Below are 20,699 nucleotides of genomic sequence, written 5' to 3' on the forward strand. Positions count from 1 at the left end.
CCTGCCCCATATTTCACCGCAGAAAGGTGAACCCATGAACACGCAGCAGAGTTCAGAAAACCCCCGCCGCGCCGCCACGACGGCAACCATACGCGCCTACCTGGTTCCGGTGCTCGTCATTCTGCTCGTCATCACCGGCGGGTTCTCCATCTACGCCCTTAATACGGGGCTACGCACCAATGTTGAATCCAATGCGCAGCCGTCCCGAGCCGCGCAACTAACAACCCGAATCAGTACGCAGACTGTTACCCGCACCTATTCGGGAGAAGTTAGCGTGTCACCCGCCCGAAGCTACACCGTGGGAACCCCTCAAGGAGTGGTGACCAGGGACGGCGCCAAAGCGGGTACCCAGCTGAGTAACGGCTCAATTATCACCACTATCAACGAGCGTCCCATCATTGCGTTCAAAGGTAGCATTCCCGCCTACCGCGACCTTGCCGTAGGCGCTCGCGGCGATGACGTTAAACAGCTCCAAGAAGCTCTAGAATCGCTCGGCTACAGTATCTGGGATGAGGAAGGAAACTACGGCGAAGCAACCGCTAACGCTGTCTACCGTTTCTACCTGGATCGTGGCTACTACCCTCCCGGGGATACTGACCGAACCGAAGAAGGACGCTACGGCACCGCACTGCCGCTCTCTGAATACCTCTTCGCTGACGGCAATGAATACACCGTAGACAACAGCTGCGGCGCCAAAGGCCAAACCTCAACTCCGGCGCTGTGCACCCTATCCGCGGGTGGATACCGTCTGGTACTCTCCGCGGACGGTAGCGCTCTCAGCAATGAGCTCGCCGAGGGACAGAAAGTCCAGATTCTTACCGATAACGGAAGTCCGCTCGAAGGTACCCTGGGCGCGGCCCTCACACCCGAAGGCTCAACTAACGCTGACGGCGGCGCTAACGCAGGTGCCTCCAACGGTGCGCAGAACAGCGCGCGACCTAATAGCGATACCTCCGCACAGGGAGCTACCGCACGGAAACGTTACCCCATCACAATCGACTTGCCGGAAAACACGACGGCATCAACACGTTTTCAAGCAACCGTCACTCTCAACCGAGGCGCTGAAAACGCCCTCGCGGTGCTCGAAGCCGCCGTCAAAACTGAAGAAAATGGAACGCACTCCATCACCCTGGACAACGGTCAGAGCGTTCCCGTCACCCTCGGTGTGTGCTCCGCCGGAATCTGCGAGCTCGTCAACCCCGCTGCAGAACTCAAGGCAGGTACCGTCGTGAAGCTGAAGGAGCGCTAAAATGCCTCATCACGAGACAGAACGTGCCCTCCCAGCGAGCGCTACCGCTACAAAACCTAATATCGAGTGCCACAATATTGCGCGTTTCTTCCCGCCCTCCACCTGGGCGCTAAAAAACGCAACTCTCAGCATTCATGAAGGCGAGTCGGTGGCTATTACCGGCGCCTCCGGAAGCGGAAAATCTACGCTTCTCTCTATCATCGGGCTACTCGATCAGCCCTCCGAAGGTGAGCTGAAAATATTGGGCCACAACATGGGCACCGCCAGCGACGCCGAGCGAACTGTAGCGCGCCGTGAGCATATTGCCTTCGTCTTTCAGGCGTACCACCTCATTGCTCATCTGAACGCCACCGAGAACATTACCCATACCCTCCGGATGCGCGGCGTACCGGGCCGTCAGGCACATCAGCGTGCGTTGCAGGCACTCGAACAGGTGGGTTTGGGGCACCGCCTGGAGGTTCTTCCACGCAATATGTCCGGTGGTGAACAGCAACGAGTCGCGGTTGCGCGCGCGTTAGCCTGCGCCCCGCGTATCCTACTGTGCGATGAGCCTACAGGAAACCTCGACACTGAAAACTCTCACAAGGTGTTGGATCTGCTCCTCGCCGGCCGTGCAGAGAAGCAAAGCCTGGTCATCATCACCCATGAGCCCGATATCGCGGCTCGCTGCGACCGGCAGCTACATATGGTCGATGGGATGCTCGTTAGCCCGGAACTCACTCGTCCCGAAGAACTGGCCCACCAATCGCTCAAAGAACCTGCCGTCAGGGGAGGATAGATGCTAAGGAATAACCTTCACTACGCTCTCCTTGCAGTTGTTCGCCGTTGGCGCCGCAACCTGCTCACAGTATTGGCGATGCTTGCGGGAACAACCACCATCATCATGCTGGTGGGCGTCAGCGAGTCGTCAGCACTCAACACGAGCTCGCAGCTGGCCAGCTACGATTCCACCCGGCTCGGTGTGCGCCTCCAGCCGCAGACCTGGGATATACCGGAGGATGAACTGCTTTGGCGCGTTAACCAAGTTCCAGAGGTCAAAGCTGCCGGTACAGTCACCATTGATACGCAGACAACGCGTCCGCAGGTCAACAGGCCGGGGCAGGAGGGCCAACAAACACCCCTCGCAATCGTTTCAGAAGCAGGTTTGAAAGCACGAGGTGCGCACATTGTCGAAGGGCACTTTTCGGAGCCTGCCCGCGAACGCCCCGGTGAGCCTACCGTCTATCTGGGCGTTGCCCTCGCGAAGGAGCTAGGGGTCAGTACTGAGCCCGGGCGGAACATGATTGAGGTCAACGGAATGCGAGCCTACGTGCTCGGCATTATCCGTGATGGCGGCAAAAACGTTGCTCTCAGTAGCGCTCTTATTCTGCCGACCACCTCCACATTCTTGCCGCAAGCCCACACCCTACAACGCGGTATGGACGTCATCGTGAATCCAGGAAGTGCAGATACGGTCGCGGAACAGCTCAAGCAGGTACTCGATCCGCAACGCACCCCCGTTGATACAAACATTGAGATTCCACCTTCACCGGTGACTCTTCGTGCTTCCTTGACGAAGGATAGCCGAGCTCTTACGAGCATCATCCTGGTGGTTCTTATCGTCTCGACAAGCTTCGGCATCGTGATGACCATGCAGATTTCGGTCTGGGAACGCCGCCGGGAAATCGGCATTAACCGTGCATTAGGGTTGGGACGGCGAGATGTGGCGGTCAGCTTCCTGGCGGAGGCGGCTCTCCTCGGGGCTCTAGGCGCTCTTGGAGGCTTCATCCTCGGTATTCTCGGTTCCTGGGTTGTGTGCCTTCTCAACGGATGGGCACTATCTCTACCACCCCTTATCCTAGGGATTCCTTTCCTCGGCTTGGTTGTGGGCATCGTTGCGGGTGCGTTGCCCGCCTACGCGGCAACGAAGGTTCAGCCGCTTGAGCTGCTGCAATAACTGCCCCGCTGAAATAATTGCTCGGCGCATAAGGGCGGTGCCCCGGAAGGTCATTCTTCCGGGGCACCGCCCTTTATCTATGTGGGTTTATGAGGTTGAGGGGCGAAGCCTAGCTGTCATGTACATTCTCGTGGCACAAATCCTCGTGCAGAAGATCCCGCGCCGGATGCTGCCGCGCCCGCTCCTCCGCAGCCCGGTCAGACAGCGAATAAAACCACGTAATGTGCTCACACACCCGCTCATAGGCTGCCTGCTCATCGTGAGAAGCAATCGCCTCAATAATGCCGTAATGCTGCTCCTGCAACGTGCGCTTGACCGCCTCCCAATCCTTTAGGAAAGGAACCGCCTCCTGCACATAACTCATCGTCGCCATGTGCAGAGAGTCAATCACCGTATCAAGCACAATATTGCCGCCAAGCTTCGACAGCTCATAGTGAAAACGCGTATCGCAGAAGTGGAAACGCTCATTACTGATTTGCTCATCCATCTCCGCCAGATGCGCGCGCGCCCGCTCCAGCGCCGCCTCACGTTCCGGGGTGTCCGGTGCAGCAGCCGCCGCACGCGCCGCAGGGCCCTCCAACAGCAGGCGGGTTGAGACAACGTCCTTCACCGGCAGGCTACGGGTCGCAATGTGCATGCGCAACGCCCAGCTGAGCGCATCCGACGGCTCCGAAATGATAATTGCGCCCGACTTCGGTCCCGATCCGGTACTGGAACGAATCAGACCCAGCGCGTTTAGAACCCTCAACCCCTCACGGACCGAGGGGCGGGAAATGCCGTGCCGTGCCGCCAGCTCACGTTCGGAGGGGAGCTTATCGCCCACACGTAACTCACCCAGGCGCAGGCGCCGCTCAAAGGTCTCCAGGATGATGCTGTAGCTACGATCCTTCAGAATGGGTTCGTGAGCTTGGAGGCGCGCAGGCTGAGCAGGCCCCGATGCGGCCGTGTCAGATGGGGAGGTACCGGGCTGAAGGTCATCATGAGAAGTCTGCGGCATGGAATCTCCTAACAATGATGGGGAGCGTGGAAGAGCGGAAAGCTCCCGGTAGCGGCTGAAGCGAGGTAAAGGGTGGCTGAGAGACAAAGAAAGCGAGGCGGCGATACCGGAAAGGTACGCCGCCCCGCTGTGGCCTCCGGTCAAACCGGGGCGAATAATATGGTGGCCTGTCCAGTGGTGCGAGGCGGAAACTCCGCACCTCGTCCTGACCTGGTCTCAGTCAAAAACCAAGATTAGGGAATCAGGAAGGACAGAACGTTGGTCTGCAAGAAGACCAGGATGCAGACGACCACGAGCATTGCGAAGGACCAGGGAACAACAGCCTTGAGGATGTCGGATTCCTTGCCTTCCATGTCCACGGAGGTAGCAGCAATAGCCAGCGACTGCGGGGAGATCATCTTACCGACCACACCACCGGTGGTGTTAGCAGCCAGCATGAGCTCGGGGGTTGCGCCGTGGATACCTGCGTGCTGCAGGTTCTCAGCAGCAGACACCTGCAGCTTGGAGAACAGTGCGTTTGCGCTGGTGTCCGAACCGGTCACAGCGGTACCAATCCAGCCCAGAGCCGGTGCGAGGAACGCGTAGACGGTGCCCAGGCCTGCCAAGAAGGTACCCATAGCAATGGTCTGACCGGAGAAGTTCATGACGTAGGCCAGTGCCAGAACCGAAGCAATGGTCAGGATGGACCAGCGCATGCGGTAGACAACGGAACCGAACTCGGTGAAGATTGCCGGGAACTTGAAGGCGTAGCGGCCCTTCTCGTTGAAGATGAAGTAGACAACGGCAACAATCAGGCCGGAGATGACGAGCAGGGTGCCGGGGTTAGCCATCCATGCGAAGTTGTAGACAGCGTCCTTGACGGGCTTGCCATTGGCGGTGACCAGGCGGGAGCTCAGGGCGTGAATATCGACCTTGAGCACGAAGCTCTTCAGCCATGCCTTCAGGCCGGCGTGCAGGTTAGCAATACCGAAGATGATGACCACGATCAGGTAGGGCAGCAGTGCCATCCACACGCGAACGGCGGGCAGAGCTTCCTTCTCTGCGCTCTGTGCGGGCAGGCCGTAGCGTTCGCGAACACCCTCGACACCGCGGGGCTTCCAGAACTGCAGGAAGAGCACAGCAACACCCATGGAAACGATGCAGGCGACCACGTCGGTCAGGTTGTACGCGGGGGTTGCGGCGGTAATCCACTGTGCGATAGCGAAGGAGACACCGATGACTAGTGCAGGCAGCCAAGCGTCCTTCAGGCCCTTCATGCCGTCCAGGATGACCAGCAGGATGAGCGGAACGAGCATTGCCAGGAACGGAGCCTGGTGACCAACGATGGTCGCAATCATGTGGGCGTCCTTGCCACCAACGTCACCCGCGGTGGTAATCGGAACAGCGACGGCGCCGAAGGCCACAGGAGCGGTGTTAGCCAGCAGCACGGTGATAGCGGCCTTGAGGGGCTTGACGCCCAGGGCCAGAATCATAGTTGCGGTAATTGCGACGGGAGCGCCGAAGCCGGCTAGCGCCTCAAGCAGGCCACCGAAGCAGAATGCGATGAGGATTGCCTGGATACGCAGGTCGCCGCCACCGAGGCGGTCGAAGACGCGGCGCAGGTCCTCAAAGCGGCCGGAGAGAACGGTGATCTGGTAGAACCAGATAGCGCCCAGAATCACCCAGCAGATGACCAGGCCGTAGATGGCGCCGCGGACGGCGCTCAGACCGCCGAGGTCCGCGGGCATGTGGAAGCCGAGGACTGCCACGAGGATGGATGCTACCAGGGCCACGATTGCGGACCAGTGGGCGCGTGCCTTGATGCCCAGGAGCATGATGAAGAAGGTGAGGAGGGGGATCGTGGCGACGAGCGCGCTCAGCCCGAGGCTACCTCCAACTGCATTGGTTACAGCGGTGTAAGTTTCCACTGGAACTCCTTTGGTTCAGGGTGTGTCTTGTATATGGTCTGACCATTTCATGGTGCGTGAGCGAACGGATCTTTGTTCCCTCGCGGGGATGTGGTCAGACCATTCATCGCATGTATAGAACCATACCTGACGTGTTGCTGTTTCACCAAAACGCTCAGCTCCGCTGTAGGCCTTCGGATGCGGTAGATTCGAAATTTTTCTGTGAATTTGCCGCCATGTTGCGGTGGTGACAGTTAATTCCAGGTTCTGACACCTGGTCTTCGAACCCGACCCGGGAGTGTGCATCTTTGTATGGGGGTGGGCATTAGGCATAGCAGGTAAAAATGCACACCAATTGTTGAGTTTATGAAAAATAATGTCCCTTAAACGGTGAAAAAAGGAACGTATGAGTCTATTTCCTGCATATTCGCACATTGTCCATCTGCGTTTGAGGAGCGTTCAAATGCCTTTGGGTGGCGTGCTCCGAATTCTCAGCACGGAAGAGATGAGTTTGCATATACCGAAAGACAGGAAAAGGCACCTTTATGTCAGGATGACCTAACTCTTTATTTAACAAGGAAAGTATGCCCTATTTCGAGTAGAGAAAAGAAACGCAACAGTGTTAAATAGCAAGGACGAGATAAGACATCACTACGGTTTCTGATCCCACCGCATCCCACCTCCACTTGGGGCGTGCACCGTCTGTCCGCACTGTTAGGGCATCCCACCAACGACCCTGCTGCGTACAACAATGCTCCGCCTGCCCCAGACGCAGGCGGTGAGACCGAGAAACTCTGAACACAGAGGAAAGGACGGAAAAGTCATGCGTATTGCACTCTTCTCCACGTGCATTGTTGACGGCATGTACCCCCGCGTAGCTCGCGCCACCGTCGAAATTCTTGAGCGCCTGGGCCACGAGGTTGTCTTCCCCCCGAACCAGACCTGCTGCTCCCAGATGCACGTCAACTCGGGTTACTTCGACGACGGTTATGAAATCGTTAAGAACCACGTCGAGGCCTTTGACTCTTGGGACTGGGACGTAGCCGTAGCCCCCTCGGGTTCCTGCGTTGCCTCCCTGCGCCACCAGCAGGCAATGGTTGCACGTAGTCGTGGCGACGAAGCGCTCGCCCTGAAGGCTGAGCAGATTGCATCCCGCACTTTCGAGCTCTCCCAGCTGCTGATTGACATTCTGGGCATCACCAACGCTGCCGAGCAGCTTGGCTCCTACTTCCCCGAGCACGTCACTTACCACAGCTCCTGCCACGGTATGCGCATGCTTGGCCTGGGCACCCGCCAGCAGGACCTGCTCCGCACTGTTGAGGGTATTAAGTACACCCAGCTTGAGGGCATGGATCAGTGCTGCGGCTTCGGCGGTACCTTCTCCTTCAAGAACGCTGACGTCTCCGGCGCAATGGTCAACGACAAGGCTGACAACGTTGAGGCAACCGGCGCTTCCGTCTGCAGCGGTGGTGACTGCTCCTGCCTGATGAACATCGGCGGCGCGCTGATGCGTCGTGGCTCGAACGTTCGGACCATCCACTTCGCTGAGATTCTCGCATCCACCAAGGAAAACCCGCTCAAGATCAACTCCGAGCGTGTTGAGCTCTCGATCGGCTAAGGAAAGATAAGACCTCATGACCGCTATTCAGCTTGGTATGCCCAAGGTCGTCCACTACGGCGAGGGCAACATTTTCGAAGAAACCCCCTTCCCTAAGTACGCGAAGGAAGAACTCAAGAACAAGCAGTTGCGCGCCAACCTGCGTTTCGTGACCCACGCAATTCGTAACAAGCGCGCACGCGTCACCGCAGAGGTGCCCGACTGGCAGGACCTGCGTAACACCGGTGAATCCGTCAAGAACTATGTTCTGGCCAACCTCCCCGAGCTGCTCGAGCAGTTCGAGCGTAACTTCACCGCCGCAGGCGGCCACGTGCACTGGGCACGCAACGCCTCCGAGGCAAACCAGATTGCTCTGGACCTGATCCGTGAGCAGGGCGTGGACGAAATCATCAAGATTAAGTCCATGGCAACCGCAGAGACCGGCCTGAACGAGTTCCTCGAAGAAAACGGCATCAACGCTATCGAGACCGACCTCGCGGAAGAAATCGTGCAGCTCGGCCACGACCGTCCCTCCCACATTCTGGTGCCTGCAATTCACCGCAACCGCCGCGAAATCCGCGACATCTTCCTGCGCGAAATTGAGGGTATTAACCCGGACATCACCGATGAGCCGGCAGAACTGGCAGAGGCATCCCGTAACCGTCTGCGCAACAAGTTCCTGAACACCACCGTGGCAGTTTCCGGTACCAACTTCGGTATTGCTGAGACCGGTACTCTGACCATCGTGGAGTCCGAGGGTAACGGCCGTATGTGCCTCACCCTGCCCGACACCCTGATTACCTTCATGGGTATCGAGAAGATTCTGCCTACCTTCCAGGACTACGAGGCCTTCCTGCAGCTGCTGCCCCGTTCCTCCACCGGTGAGCGCATGAACCCCTACACCTCCATGTGGACCGGTGTGACCCCCGGTGACGGCCCGCAGAACATGCACGTCATCCTCATCGATAACGGCCGTACCGCCGTTCTGTCCGATGAGCTCGGTCGCCAGGCACTGCGTTGCATCCGTTGCTCCGCATGCATGAACGTGTGCCCCGTGTACGAGCGTGCAGGCGGTCACGCCTACGGCTCCACCTACCCGGGCCCCATTGGTGCGATTCTGTCCCCGCAGCTCTCCGGTATCGAGGCTGCGCACAACAACTCTCTGCCGTACGCATCCTCCCTCTGTGGTGCGTGCTACGAGGTGTGCCCCGTGAAGATTAACTTCCCCGAGGTCCTCGTGCACCTGCGCGCTAAGGACGTTGAGTCCAAGCACGCTGTCCGTGAGTTCGAGGGCAACAAGAAGGCTCCCTTCTCGCAGATGGACGGCATGATGCTCGGCGCGAAGAAGCTCTTCACCTCCGGCAAGATGATGTCCATTGCAGAGCGTGGTCTGCCCATGTCCCGCCTCATCAGCGGCCGCAAGCACAAGATCACCGCTGTTCCCGGTATCGTCGGTGGTTGGACCGCTTACCGCGACATCCCCGAGCCCCCCAAGGAATCCTTCCGCAACTGGTGGAAGAAGGAGAAGGGCAAGGCTCCGGCACGCGATAACGCTGAGCGCGTTGACATTCAGGCCCTTATTGAGGCAAACAAGGGTAAGGTCGCTGAGGCGGCAGCAAACGCCAAGGCCGCTATGGACGCCCAGGCAGGCCGTGAAGCTAAGGAGAACAACGCATAATGTCCTCTGCTAAGGAAGATATCCTCGCACGTATCCGCTCGTCCCTGGCCGACGCACCCGTCGCCCCCGAGCCCGTACGTAACTACCGTCGCGTCAGCGAGCTGACCGAAGAGCAGACCATCGACATGCTCGTCGACCGTCTGATTGACTACAAGGCCAACGTCTTCTTCGCCAACCCGGAGAACATCTCCGAGGTTATCGCGGAGCGCCTGGGTGAGAAGTCCACCTACGTGGTACCCGAGGGCCTGGACAAGAAGTGGCTGCCCGCCGACACCGCCGAGCGCAAGCACGTCACCGACTCCGGTAGCACCCTCAAGCCCGGTTGCCTGAGCCTGAAGGAACTGGACGCCGTGGACGCTGTAGTGACCGGTTCGACCGTCTCTTGCGCAGAGACCGGCACCATCTTCTTGAACACCAACCCGGAGGAAGGCCGCCGCGCCATCACCCTGGTGCCCGACCACCACATCTGCGTGGTCCCGCGTTCCACCGTGGTGGAACTGGTGCCCGAGTCGATTGAGCGTATCACCTACACCCGCCCCGTGACCATGATTTCTGGTCCGTCGGCAACCAGCGATATCGAGCTGATCCGTGTGGAGGGTGTGCACGGCCCCCGTACCCTGGACGTCATCATCTACGACGCCAAGTAAAAACGGAACCCCCTCAATAAAGAACCGCCTAGCAGGCCTTCAGAGCCCGCTAGGCGGTTCTTTACGTTTAAGGTGCGCTTTTCTCCTTGTCACACGGCAAGCTCAGGCTGTCAGCGGAGAAGCTACGGTGTTTTTATGAGCAATCATCGTCCGCGCTACGAGGCTTGGGGCCCTTAGCCCCGGCCTAGAAATATACCCTTGCACTAAAATCCGGTGTAGAGCCCCATCGGGTGCCTTTGGGCTCTGCAGGGCCTGGCCAATAGGGTACGTATAGAGTACAGCGGCACAAAACAAGGGCGGGGGAAGATTGCTCTTCCCCCGCCCAAGGTGTGTGCTCCCCAGAGCCGGGTCCGCCAGATACACACGGACCGAATGGTCTGAGAGGACGCGCTACGAATTAGGCACGTGCGTCGAAGTGCTGCAGACCGGAGTCCTCACGGCTACCGCCCTGGCCGTCGCCAACGTCGCGGTAATCGTTAATCCACTCGATCTTCCGGACCCACTTCACCATCTTGTAACCGTGCATGGAGTCAGCACGTAGACGGAGCGGGCCACCGTACACGTCGGGCAGCGGCTTGTCGTTCATGCCCCATGCCAGGATGGTTTCGTCTTCCATTGCCATGGAGACGTCCAGGCACTCGTAGTAGGGTTCGGTCGGGCGGCCGTCGTAGGTGTGGCCCACGTGGCCGAAGGAGGTGACCATGACGTAGCGGGCTTCGTCGGTCTTCTCTACCAGCGCGAGAACATCGCGCAGGCGCACGCCCTCCCACTTAGCGATACCGGTCCAACCCTGCATACAGGTGTGCATGGTGATGTTGACTTCCTTGCCGAGCTTCTTCAAATCGTCGATGCTCAGGGACTTCGGCTCCTTCACCAGACCGCCAATCTCGAGGCGGTAGTCAACGAACTCCTGCTCCTTCAGACGGTTCCACTCGGTGCTCTCACGCTCTGTCGGGGGACGAGTGTTAACCCAGTGGAAGGGGGAGATATCAGCATCGGTGAAGGTCTTCTTCTGAACCTGACGCGAAGAGATGCGGTCCAGCAGGACGTTACGAATCGGCTGGGTCAGACCCCAAATGAAGGTCTGGGTGAATCGCAGGTCGCGCAGGGACCAGTAGGAAGCCAGGAGCCACAGAGCCACAGCGAAGACGACGCCACCAATCAGCATGGTCACTGCCTGTGCGAACTGAGCAGCGTCAACCTCGTTGTACGGCTTGTTCAGCATCATGTGGGCGATGTTGTACTGCGGGTGAACCACGAAGACGAGAGCAACGTGAATCACGCTGAACACGCAGTAGAAAGCCATACCCAAGAAGTGGATGGAACGAGCAGTCTGGCGGTTACGGAACAGACGCACGTAGCCGGGGAAACGACCGCAGAAGGCCGGGCTCATAATCGGGCCGGTTGCAATCATCAGCGGCGCAACAATGAACACCACGGTGAAGTACATAATCTGCTGCAGAGCGTCGTAGGGCTGGAAGTGCTCAATCGAGGGAATCTGCAGGCCAGCATAAATCTGGATGGACTCCCACGCCTTGGGGAAGATGTCCCAGCTGGTGGGCACAATACGACGCCACTGACCGGTCAGGAACAGCAGGCCCACGTAAATCAGGCCGTTAGCAATCCAGATGAAGGTGACCAGTGCGTGCCATGCGCGGCCCAGACCAATCTGGCCCTTACCGGGCAGGGAGATGAGCGGCGACAGGCGGCGCTGATCGTCACGGGCGGTGAACTCACCAGGAACAGTCGAAACCTTATCCTTAGTGAACTTCAGCCACTCGGAACCCGGGGTGCAGTGGTTGTTCCAGTACAGACGGGGGTGAGAAGCAAGAACCTCCCAACCTGAACGAATCAGGAAGCCCATCATAATGAAGTTAATAAAGTGGGTAATTCGGAGCCAGGCAGGGAAGTCCAGCTCCACGCCACCGGTACTCGCGGTAAGGAGTAGATGGTGCATGATGTTTCCTTCGGAAGTGACTGTGTGTGCAGACAATCTTTAGGATTCAGTGCGAGGCCTAGAGGGGATATCTAAGGAGAGTAAACTCTCTCGCTCATATATTCCTCCTTGTGTTTGAAGAACCACGAGGAACCTAAACCAGTTATGTTCCCTGCGGAGCGTGACCCGTGTGCATGGGGCGCGCTCCAGCTTCCACCGGAGCGGAAACGGTTCTGCGTATGTAGTTGTTTTATGTGTGTTTAGGGGACGACCCCTGTGTACTTTCAATTTTATAGGACAGGGTGTCACCCGCAAAAGCTAAGACACGTCATGTCTCGTAATATTTGCGTGAAAAATCCGAATTTAACGAGAAAACGTCCTGAGGGCAAGAATAAACAGGGTTTTTCGAGGTGTCCATCTGCTGAGGAACGTCCCAAAAAATGTGGTTCAATGTATCGCCCGTAAAAACTTGAAAGAGTAAAGGTGTGGCGTAAGGAATAGTGAATGTTTGGGTTTTCGAGATAAAAGCCACATAGAGTGGATGTAACCTTTTTGCTCGACGCGATATACACCGAGAAAGAAGACACCCACCCTACGCAGCCGACAGAAACCTACTCCGAAAGATTACGCGAAGAACCCGGAGACGACGAGCGAGGAGCCACACGCTTCTTCGCGGTAACACGCGTGGACGCATCATTCCCTTCACGGCTCTGCGCCTTAGCCTCAGCACGAACCGTCGGGATGAGCCCAGTCGTCAGCTTCACCTGCGCATTACGCTGAGCCTTCTTCGCGTTCATCTGCTCCCTGCGGCTCGGCTGCTCCAGAGCCGAATCCGAAGCACCAAAAGCATGACGAACGGACAGCGCAAACAGCGGAAAAAGCAGAACCGTCAGAGCGCCACCGGCCACCAACAAAGAAGCCGTGGACTCCTCCAACAAATCCGAAGAAACCGCAACCTCAGTCACCGCCACGATAATAGGCAAACCAGCCGCCGAGTAAAGCGCCATCTGGGCCTTCTGATTCTTCGAAGTCAGACCCGAACGGGTATCCACCAGCACATCAGCCAAGAACACCGGAACACCGCGGCAGAGCAGAATGCCCAGTACCACTGCAAGCAGACCCAAAGGGTTTGAAGTCACCGCAGAAACACTAATACCCATACCGCTCACCACAAAGAAGAGCGGAATAGTGAAGGCAAAACCCACCGTCTCAAGACGGCGCGTAATCAGGTGCAGAGCCGCCGGGGGAGTCAGCGAACGCAGGATAATGCCCGCAGCGAAGGCGCCCAGCACCGCATCCAAATCAAAGAGAGCGGTGCACATGATAAGAGTTGCGAGCAGGAACATCGCAAGACGCAGAATCGTCTGGCCGGTCGTATTAGCCTCAGCCGCAATAATTCGGCGCAGACCCGGCAGATGTGCAAACAGACGATGCGGAATCAGCGCCGTCACCAAAGCCACAACCATAAAAGCCAGCAGCACCACGAACGCCATGCCCGGCGACCGCGAAGAAAGCAACAGAGAAATAGCAAAAATCGGCAGAAGCTCGCCCACCGCTCCGTGCACAAACACCGCATTGCCCACCGCCGTGCCAGCCGCACCGTGCGACTTCAACATCGGTAGGAGGGTGCCGAGTGCCGTGGAGCTCAGCGCCACACCCATCGCCACGTAGGTATTCGCCTCACGGGAGAAACCGGTCATCAGCGCCGCCCCCAACATGCCCAAGCCGAAACACACACCCCAGGTCACTAGCGCGGCAGAGCCCTGGCGGCTGCGCAGAGAGGATACATTAATCTCAAAGCCCGCAATAAGGAAAAGCATACCCAGACCCAGCTCCTTCAGCAGGGGGATGCCACCCTCGGTGCCGGCCAGATGCAACACGTTCGGGCCAATGAGCATGCCAAAAATGAGCAGGAACACCACATCGGGGATGCGTTTGCCCGTCAGCCGCGAAAGCACAGGAGAAATTAACGCGACCAGCGTAATCCAAAAAATAGAAACAAACTGGGTGTTACTTGTCACGGGCGCCGCATCGCTCAGAGTCGTACCCGAAGCGAGTATGGCGCTAGGCACCTCCAGAGTCACAGATGAAAGGGGCGGTAGAGTGGAAAACATAGAACCTCATATGCAGAATAAAGAATATAGCGGGCAACGGCTAAGCACGCTACTAAAGAACCTACCTATACTACATACCTCACGCCATCGTTCCTACTCAGAAGCCTCTCACCCACCGCCCCACAAATTGCCAGCAGACTCGGAACGCAAGACCGTCGGGCAACGTGACGATGGCTCCGTCGGTCGCGGCCCTGCCCGCACAGCAATCGACGCTACACTTAACACCTGTGCCGGAGGCATCGCCACCCGGCCCACACTCACCACACCGAACCACCTGAAAGAGCGATATATGGCAGCACGAACCACAGCGCCCACCACCTCCGGCGGCCCAGCCCTGCGTGCCGCCTCCCTAGGTGGAACGCGGCGCGACCTCGGCCTCGACCTGGCCCGCGCCTACGCCGTCATCACCCTGCTCATCGCCTTCGGATACTGGCTACAGCTCATCCCCGTCTCGTGGACGTTCTGGGTGCCGCAACTGGTCACCCCCGCCGAGCCGCTCTTCGCTGCCATCCTCGGCGCCGCCGCCTGGCACTACGCGCGCACTGCAAGCTTCCCACAGCTCTTCGCCGGAACCATCGTGCGTTTCCTCGCCCTGCTTGTACTAGGCGTTGCTGTCGTGCAGGGCGCGGCATACGTTCCGCTACCCGGCGTGACCACACCCTCCCAAGGATTCGCGTACTCCCTGCCCTTCGATGTGCTCATCCACCTGGCAATCCTGACCCTGCTAACCCTAGCCGTCGTTCACCTGCCGCTCTGGGCCCTTGCCGTGCTGACCATTGTTACGAGCCCGTATCTCTCCTGGACCCACAACGTCCTCCTCGAAGCCGCCGGACGGGCCAATGCATGGAGCGCCGGGGCGTTCTCCCTCCTCAAAGCTAACGGACTGAACCTCACCGCCAGTGCCCAGTTGCTCTGGGTCATGTGCCTGGGTATTCTGCTGGTGCGCCTCTACACGAGCCTGGGCGCCAAGATTGCGGTGCCCGTCGTACTCGCCGTACTGGTGCTCGCCGTCTACCGCGTCTTCAACCCCTACACCGAACTCGGCGTGCTGGATGCACCCCACGTGCAACTGACCCTCAGCCTGGCTGCAACGCTCTACTTCTGGGCCGAATGTGCACGACTACTTTCCGCGCAGGCCGGGGCCCTCACCCCCGTTGCTCGCCTCGGGCAGATGTCGCTGAGTGCCTCCATCGTGCTGAGCGCACTCACCATCTATGCCGGCCCCGCGCTCAAGGCCCTCACCGTGGGAGAGCACTACGTTGCCACGGGAGGCTGGGGCGCCGCCGTGTACTGGACCGCCTTCTTGATCCTAGGCATCGTCATTGCGGTGGGCTTCTGCGCCCTCTGGGCCCGCATGGCGCGCTCCCTTGCCGGACGCGGCCCCTTGGAGGCGATCCTCGCCCTCATCTCTGGGCGCGGCTAAAGAACGCAGCGTGAACGACGGCCCCTACCGGCATACCGCGGGTAGGGGGCCGCCTGCGTATACGTGTAGAGTCTGTGCGAGGAGAATACTTCAGATACGACAAAGCCCCGGTCCAGTGGACCGGGGCTATCTGTCGGGATGACAGGATTTGAACCTGCGACCTCGTCGTCCCGAACGACGCGCGCTACCAAGCTGCGCCACATCCCGATGTTGACCTATCAGCAAATACCGTAGGCAACTCACCCAGGATAACCCAAAAAAATTCAGAACGCAACACCGCAGCATGCCACCACTCGGGGAGGGGCAGATAAAGTTTCTAGGCGTCAGCCTCCTGAACCTGATTCAGCTCATCCCAGGAGGCGTACATCGCCGCAAAACGACCGTCGGAAGCAATCAGCTGCTGCGGGGAACCATCCTCCACTACGGAACCCTCATGAATTACCAGCACACGATCAGCACCCAAAACCGTCGAGAGACGATGCGCAATCACCAGAGCCGTACGGCCCGCCAACACGGTATGCAGCGCCGCCTGCACCGCACGCTCACTCGGAATGTCCAGCGAAGCCGTCGCCTCATCCAGAATCAGCACCCGCGGGTTCGCCAAGAACACGCGAGCAAACGACACCAGCTGACGCTGACCCGCCGACAGGGTAATACCGCCACGACCCAGACGCGACTCGTAGCCATCACGCAGACGCTCAATGAACGCGTCAGCGCCCACCGCCTTCGCGGCAGCCTTCACCTGCTCATCAGACGCCTGGGGGTTACCCATACGGATATTCTCCAGAACACTCGTAGAGAACAGGAACACTTCCTGAGTCAGCATGAGCACCTCACGGCGCAACTGCACATCCGCCAGCTGGCGAATATCCACGCCGTCAATACGCACCTGACCGGACGAAACATCGTAGAAACGAGCCACCAGCTTAGCGATAGTCGACTTACCGGCACCCGTAGCACCCACCAGCGCCACAGCCGTCCCCGGCTCAATGCGCAGGCTCGTCTCATTCAGCGCGTGACGATTCGACGTGTACCCAAAGACCGCCGAATCCAGCTCGACCAGGGCGCCCCGAACCTTGTCGGTTACACCCTCAGCAGTGGAAGAACCAGCTGCAGACTCTACAGCGCGCTCATGCGGATGCTGAGGCTCAGCAACCTCCGGCTCCTCAGCCAAGAACGATGACAGCTTCTCCAACGCAGACATCGCCGACTGGAACATGTTATAGAACTCAGAGAGCTGCATGACCGGCTCAAACACACGGTTCGCGTAAATCACCAACGCCAGCAGGGTACCAATCTGCATGGTGCCGCCCAGCACCGCATAACCACCCAGTACCAGCGCACCGGCAATAAACACATTGCCCAAAAGCATCAGTACAGGCGAGTATATGCCGAAAATCTTAATCGAATCCATCACCGCCAGGCGGTAACGCTCCGACGCCTGAGCGTATTCGACGCGCATCTGAGCCTCCGCACCAAAGGCCTTCACCGCGCGCATACCCGTAAACGTCTCCACAAAACGGCTCGTCAAGTGCGCAGACTCGGTACGCATCGCGCGGAAAACCGGCACAGCCGTCCGCTGGAACCAGCGCGTCAAAAAGTAAATCGGCACGCCCATGACCAACATGAGCAGACCAATACGCCAATCCAGCAGGAAAATAGCGACCGCAGAAATCAGCATCGACAGTAACGTAATCGCCAACTGGCTGATGCCGCTGTCCAAGAAGCTGCGGACCGTATCAATATCGCTGGTCAAACGCGAAATGACCTTGCCCGAGGTGTACCGCTCATGGAACGACACGCTCAACGACTGCGCATGACGGAACACCCGCTTACGCAGATACACCACCACACCCAGCGACACGCGCACCGTGTACGCCACATTGACCCACGAGAAAATAGCGGTCACCGCCGTAACCACCACAAACAGCACCAACAAAGTCAGCAGGGGAGAAGCATCGCCCTGCTTGAACGGCTCAATGGAACTATCCAAAACGCGGGCAATCAGAATCGGCGCAATCGCCGAGGAACCCGACACCAAAAGCACCGAAATAATCGACAACGCCAACGCCCCACGATGCGGGCGCAACATCTGGTGTAGCAGAGCCATCGAACGTTCACGAGTCTGCGCGCGCTCCTGCGGGCTCAACTCCTCCCGGGGCTCTGCCGGACGATGATGGGCCATTAGCCTTCCTCCATCGTCATCAGCTGGCGGTACTGCTCAGAAGACTCCATCAGCTCGGCGTGGGTGCCCTCAGCCGCAATCGTGCCGTCAACCATCAGCAGCACGCGGTCCGCCAGGGCCACCGTCGAGGGGCGATGCGCCGTCAACAGGGTCGTAGCGCCGCCCAGACCTTCCAGACCCTCACGCAGGCCGGTAATAATACGCTCCTCAGTATTCACGTCCAGCGCCGAGAACGGATCATCCAACAACAACACGGAGGGGCGCTTCGCCAAAGCACGCGCCAACGACAGACGCTGACGCTGACCACCGGACAGGCTCAGACCCTCCTCACCAATGACGGTATCCAGACCCTGCGGAAGATCCGCCACAAAATCGCACGCAGCCAACTGCAGCGCCGTCTGAAGGGTCGCCTCCAGCTCTTCTGCGGCCGGGTAGTCCTCATCCTCCGTGCCGCGCTCGTACTGCTCAGCAACACCCATCAGCACGTTCTCGCGGACCGTGCCGGAGAAGAGCACCGCCTCCTCAAAGACGAACGCGGTCTGGGCGCGTACCTCCTCAATGGACATGTCGGTGGTATCTCGGGTGCCAAAACGCAGGGAACCGGAGGTCGGCTCGTAGAAACGCGGAACCAGCGACAGCACAGTGGATTTGCCGCTACCGGTTGCGCCAACCAGGGCCAGAATCTCGCCCGGGAAGACCTTGAAGTTTATGTTCTTCAGTACGGAAACCTCGGGTGCCTTAACCGCAGAGTTTGCCTCAACAGCAGGCTCGGCAGGTGCTTCGGCTGCGTCGTAGCTGAACTGAACGTGATCGAAAGTGACAGATACTGCGCCACCGCTGGGGTACTGCATAGTTTCCTTCCCGGAGCCACCCTGAACGGGTACTCCAGCGACTGTTGACGAATCAGAAGCACCCTGCGGATGCTCGGGCCCAGACATAGCCACGGAGCCACGAACCAGCGGCACCGCCTCAAAGCCGGGCTCGTCCATAACCTCGTTGTGGCGTTCCAACGCCACCTTATAGCTCAGGTACGCGGACATGAGCGAGGTCGAGCGAATCACGTGACTCAGCACGGTCGTCTGCACCGCAAAGTAGGCGGTCATCGCGCCCAGGCTCAGGGTACCCGCTGCAACCTGCGAAGCACCCACAGCCAGCGCCACCGCCGTGGAGACACCCATAATCAGGCCCTGATACAGAGCAACACGAGCCACCAGCATCGACCTGCCGTACTCACGTACCTGCAGGGCGTCCACCGACTCGGAATATTCCTGAATCTGCTCGGGGGAGCGGCCCAGCGCCTTAATCACGCGGATGCCGCGCACCGACTCCTCGATGCGGGTCGAAAGGTCACCGGTCAGCTGCTGAATCTCATGTGAAGCGCGGTAGTACTTGCGGGTGAAGTTCACCAGCGACAGCACCAGAATAGGCACTGTCACCACGAACACCAGCGCCAGCGACGGCGAAGAACGCAGCATGAAGAAGCCACCGACCAGGAACATCACTACAACAGTCAGCATCTGAACAATACCGAAAGACAACCAACGGCGAATCGTACCCAAATCGCTCATGGAACGGGTCAGCAACTGACCGGAGGGCCAACGATCCAACAAAGAAAGCGGGGCGCTGAGCAGGCGATCAAAGAAGTTCATACGCATGGACAGCTCAATCGTGGAGGTCGGGTCCACAATCAGCCAGCGCCTCCAATACGTGAAGGAGGCGTGCGCAATACCCAGCAGAAGCACCAGGCCACCGGCAATCCAGATAGCGCTCTCGGTGGTGCTCTGCGAGAGATGATCCACAATAATCTGCAGTACCTGCGGGATGGAAATCTCAAGGGCACCGGCACCGAACGCCACGAGCAGACCCACACCCCAGCGCACACGAATCGGACGCGCATACGCGGCGAGAGTGCGCGGGGCACGCTGACCGTTTGCGTAGTCGATCGGGTCGGGGGTCGGCTCGCTCGCAGTTTCTAGGAACGGGTTACGGCGGCGCTTTTTCGTATGTTCTGTAGCAACATCAGACATTAGCGGTGACCACCCGCCGAAGCACCGGTGGTAGCCTGATCCTTATCGCGAGCCGTGAGGGTCACCAGGACCGCCTCCGGCGGGCAGAACAGACGCACCGGAGCGAAACGGGATGTACCCAAACCGGCAGAAACCTGGACCGGAACACCGGACTGCTCACTGACACCCTTCGCACGTGAAGGCGGCAGATCGCAGTTGCTCACCAGGGCGTGGCCGCCGGGCAGGCAGACCTGACCGCCGTGCGTATGACCGGCAAAGATAGCCTGCGCACCGTCCTGCACAAAGCGGTACAGGGTACGCATATAGGGGGCGTGGGCCACACCGATGCGCACGCTCGGCTCATCGCCCTCATCGAAGGCACCGGGGGCAAACCCGGGGTGCTTATCGTAGCGCAGGTGCGGATCGTCCACGCCCGAGAACTCCAGACGCAGACCGTTCAGCGTCAGCGTGTCGTAGCGGTTGACCAGGCCGGTCCAGCCGCGCGATTCGAAAGCCTCGTGCATCTGCTCGATGGGCAGAGCCACACGCGAGCCCTCCTCAATCATCTGCGGGGTACGCGGCTGCCACAGGTAACGTGCCGGGTTCTTGAAAACCGGCGCGAAATAGCAATTCGAGCCGGGCACAAACACGCCGGGGAAGTCCATGAGCGGGTCGAGCGCCTCCAGCAGTGGGCCCATACCGTCCACGTGGGAGAGGTTATCACCCGTGTTCATCACCAAATCCGGCTCCAGGGCAGCCAGCGAGTGCATGAAGTCAATCTTCTTCTGCTGGCCCGGAATCATGTGCATATCCGAAATATGCAGAATCCTAAAGTCGGGGCTACCGGCGGGCAGCACCGGCAGGGACTCGGTGCGGAGCTGAAAATTGTTCAGCTCAATAAAGTGCCCGTATGCCGCCGTGGCGGCCCCCAAGGCTGCAGTGGCGGCTACCGCCCCCGCAACCTTCTTCAGGAGCGGGGAGGAGCCGCGTGCGCCGGGGACCGCCACGGGGACGCGGGCGTTGACTGCGTTTTCACACATCATCA

Annotated in this window: 14 protein-coding genes and 1 tRNA gene; 7 read left to right on the plus strand and 8 right to left on the minus strand. The window is 59.1% G+C overall.

Annotation, left to right across the window (positions count from 1 at the left end; translation table 11 throughout):
• Positions 1-34 precede the first annotated feature (34 nt).
• Genes JX292_RS00910 through JX292_RS00920 form a run of 3 tightly spaced genes read left to right on the plus strand, consistent with a single transcriptional unit; the run spans position 35 to position 3,185 of the window.
• Positions 35-1,249, plus strand: coding sequence for a peptidoglycan-binding domain-containing protein (locus JX292_RS00910; protein WP_204860435.1), 1,215 nt, complete (start codon positions 35-37; stop codon positions 1,247-1,249).
• A 1-nt stretch (position 1,250) separates the two neighbouring features.
• Positions 1,251-2,027: an ABC transporter ATP-binding protein gene (locus tag JX292_RS00915; RefSeq protein ID WP_204860437.1), complete on the plus strand. Its 777-nt coding sequence runs from the start codon at positions 1,251-1,253 to the stop codon at positions 2,025-2,027.
• On the plus strand, positions 2,028-3,185 hold the full coding sequence (locus JX292_RS00920) for an ABC transporter permease (protein ID WP_204860447.1): 1,158 nt from the start codon (positions 2,028-2,030) through the stop codon (positions 3,183-3,185). It begins immediately after the preceding gene.
• A 109-nt stretch (positions 3,186-3,294) separates the two neighbouring features.
• On the opposite strand, the gene JX292_RS00925 is transcribed toward JX292_RS00920, so the two are convergent.
• Both JX292_RS00925 and JX292_RS00930 read right to left on the minus strand, forming a co-directional pair.
• Positions 3,295-4,182, minus strand: coding sequence for a FadR/GntR family transcriptional regulator (locus JX292_RS00925; RefSeq protein WP_204860450.1), 888 nt, complete (start codon positions 4,180-4,182; stop codon positions 3,295-3,297).
• Between the two features lie 233 nt (positions 4,183-4,415).
• The gene (locus JX292_RS00930; protein WP_204860451.1) at positions 4,416-6,089 is read right to left on the minus strand and encodes an L-lactate permease; all 1,674 of its coding nucleotides are present in this window, start codon (positions 6,087-6,089) and stop codon (positions 4,416-4,418) included.
• Positions 6,090-6,891: 802 nt separating this feature from the next.
• On the opposite strand from JX292_RS00930, the gene JX292_RS00935 reads away from it, so the two are divergent.
• From JX292_RS00935 to JX292_RS00945, 3 genes are read left to right on the plus strand one after another with little or no spacing between them, the layout of a single operon-like run.
• Entirely contained in the window at positions 6,892-7,686 is a 795-nt protein-coding gene (locus tag JX292_RS00935) for a (Fe-S)-binding protein (RefSeq protein WP_204860452.1), read from the plus strand.
• A 16-nt stretch (positions 7,687-7,702) separates the two neighbouring features.
• Positions 7,703-9,343, plus strand: coding sequence for a lactate utilization protein B (locus tag JX292_RS00940; protein WP_204860454.1), 1,641 nt, complete (start codon positions 7,703-7,705; stop codon positions 9,341-9,343).
• Entirely contained in the window at positions 9,343-9,990 is a 648-nt protein-coding gene (locus JX292_RS00945; RefSeq protein ID WP_204860456.1) for a LutC/YkgG family protein, read from the plus strand. Before JX292_RS00940 ends, JX292_RS00945 begins: the two co-directional genes overlap by 1 nt.
• A 397-nt stretch (positions 9,991-10,387) precedes the next feature.
• Here the strand turns inward: JX292_RS00945 and JX292_RS00950 are convergent, their stop codons facing one another.
• Both JX292_RS00950 and JX292_RS00955 read right to left on the minus strand, forming a co-directional pair.
• Positions 10,388-11,947 (minus strand): molybdopterin-dependent oxidoreductase, encoded by a 1,560-nt coding sequence (locus JX292_RS00950; protein ID WP_204860457.1) that lies wholly within the window; start codon positions 11,945-11,947, stop codon positions 10,388-10,390.
• A 590-nt stretch (positions 11,948-12,537) separates the two neighbouring features.
• Entirely contained in the window at positions 12,538-14,040 is a 1,503-nt protein-coding gene (locus tag JX292_RS00955; RefSeq protein ID WP_204860458.1) for a cation:proton antiporter, read from the minus strand.
• Between the two features lie 289 nt (positions 14,041-14,329).
• On the opposite strand from JX292_RS00955, the gene JX292_RS00960 reads away from it, so the two are divergent.
• On the plus strand, positions 14,330-15,463 hold the full coding sequence (locus JX292_RS00960; RefSeq protein ID WP_204860459.1) for a hypothetical protein: 1,134 nt from the start codon (positions 14,330-14,332) through the stop codon (positions 15,461-15,463).
• Between the two features lie 133 nt (positions 15,464-15,596).
• Here the strand turns inward: JX292_RS00960 and JX292_RS00965 are convergent.
• From JX292_RS00965 to JX292_RS00980, 4 genes are all read right to left on the minus strand, one after another.
• A tRNA-Pro gene (locus JX292_RS00965) sits at positions 15,597-15,670 on the minus strand.
• Positions 15,671-15,779: 109 nt separating this feature from the next.
• On the minus strand, positions 15,780-17,648 hold the full coding sequence (locus JX292_RS00970) for an ABC transporter ATP-binding protein (RefSeq protein ID WP_204860460.1): 1,869 nt from the start codon (positions 17,646-17,648) through the stop codon (positions 15,780-15,782).
• A complete protein-coding gene (locus JX292_RS00975; protein WP_204860461.1) occupies positions 17,648-19,675 on the minus strand; it encodes an ABC transporter ATP-binding protein in 2,028 nt (675 codons plus the stop codon). Before JX292_RS00975 ends, JX292_RS00970 begins: the two co-directional genes overlap by 1 nt.
• A complete protein-coding gene (locus tag JX292_RS00980; protein WP_204860918.1) occupies positions 19,675-20,694 on the minus strand; it encodes a metallophosphoesterase in 1,020 nt (339 codons plus the stop codon). Before JX292_RS00980 ends, JX292_RS00975 begins: the two co-directional genes overlap by 1 nt.
• Positions 20,695-20,699 lie beyond the last annotated feature (5 nt).

The organism is Rothia mucilaginosa, from assembly GCF_901875305.1.
In the GTDB taxonomy this organism is placed as follows: Bacteria; Actinomycetota; Actinomycetes; order Actinomycetales; family Micrococcaceae; genus Rothia.

What these genes read in the sequence shown, in the direction of transcription:
- JX292_RS00910 (WP_204860435.1), top strand. Translation starts at nt 35, where the DNA reads ATGAACACGCAGCAGAGTTCAGAAAACCCCCGCCGCGCCGCCACGACG.
- JX292_RS00925 (WP_204860450.1), bottom strand. Translation starts at nt 4,182, where the DNA reads ATGCCGCAGACTTCTCATGATGACCTTCAGCCCGGTACCTCCCCATCT.
- JX292_RS00940 (WP_204860454.1), top strand. Translation starts at nt 7,703, where the DNA reads ATGACCGCTATTCAGCTTGGTATGCCCAAGGTCGTCCACTACGGCGAG.
- JX292_RS00950 (WP_204860457.1), bottom strand. Translation starts at nt 11,947, where the DNA reads ATGCACCATCTACTCCTTACCGCGAGTACCGGTGGCGTGGAGCTGGAC.
- JX292_RS00955 (WP_204860458.1), bottom strand. Translation starts at nt 14,040, where the DNA reads ATGTTTTCCACTCTACCGCCCCTTTCATCTGTGACTCTGGAGGTGCCT.
- JX292_RS00945 (WP_204860456.1), top strand. Translation starts at nt 9,343, where the DNA reads ATGTCCTCTGCTAAGGAAGATATCCTCGCACGTATCCGCTCGTCCCTG.
- JX292_RS00920 (WP_204860447.1), top strand. Translation starts at nt 2,028, where the DNA reads ATGCTAAGGAATAACCTTCACTACGCTCTCCTTGCAGTTGTTCGCCGT.
- JX292_RS00915 (WP_204860437.1), top strand. Translation starts at nt 1,251, where the DNA reads ATGCCTCATCACGAGACAGAACGTGCCCTCCCAGCGAGCGCTACCGCT.
- JX292_RS00960 (WP_204860459.1), top strand. Translation starts at nt 14,330, where the DNA reads ATGGCAGCACGAACCACAGCGCCCACCACCTCCGGCGGCCCAGCCCTG.
- JX292_RS00970 (WP_204860460.1), bottom strand. Translation starts at nt 17,648, where the DNA reads ATGGCCCATCATCGTCCGGCAGAGCCCCGGGAGGAGTTGAGCCCGCAG.
- JX292_RS00980 (WP_204860918.1), bottom strand. Translation starts at nt 20,694, where the DNA reads ATGTGTGAAAACGCAGTCAACGCCCGCGTCCCCGTGGCGGTCCCCGGC.
- JX292_RS00975 (WP_204860461.1), bottom strand. Translation starts at nt 19,675, where the DNA reads ATGTCTGATGTTGCTACAGAACATACGAAAAAGCGCCGCCGTAACCCG.
- JX292_RS00935 (WP_204860452.1), top strand. Translation starts at nt 6,892, where the DNA reads ATGCGTATTGCACTCTTCTCCACGTGCATTGTTGACGGCATGTACCCC.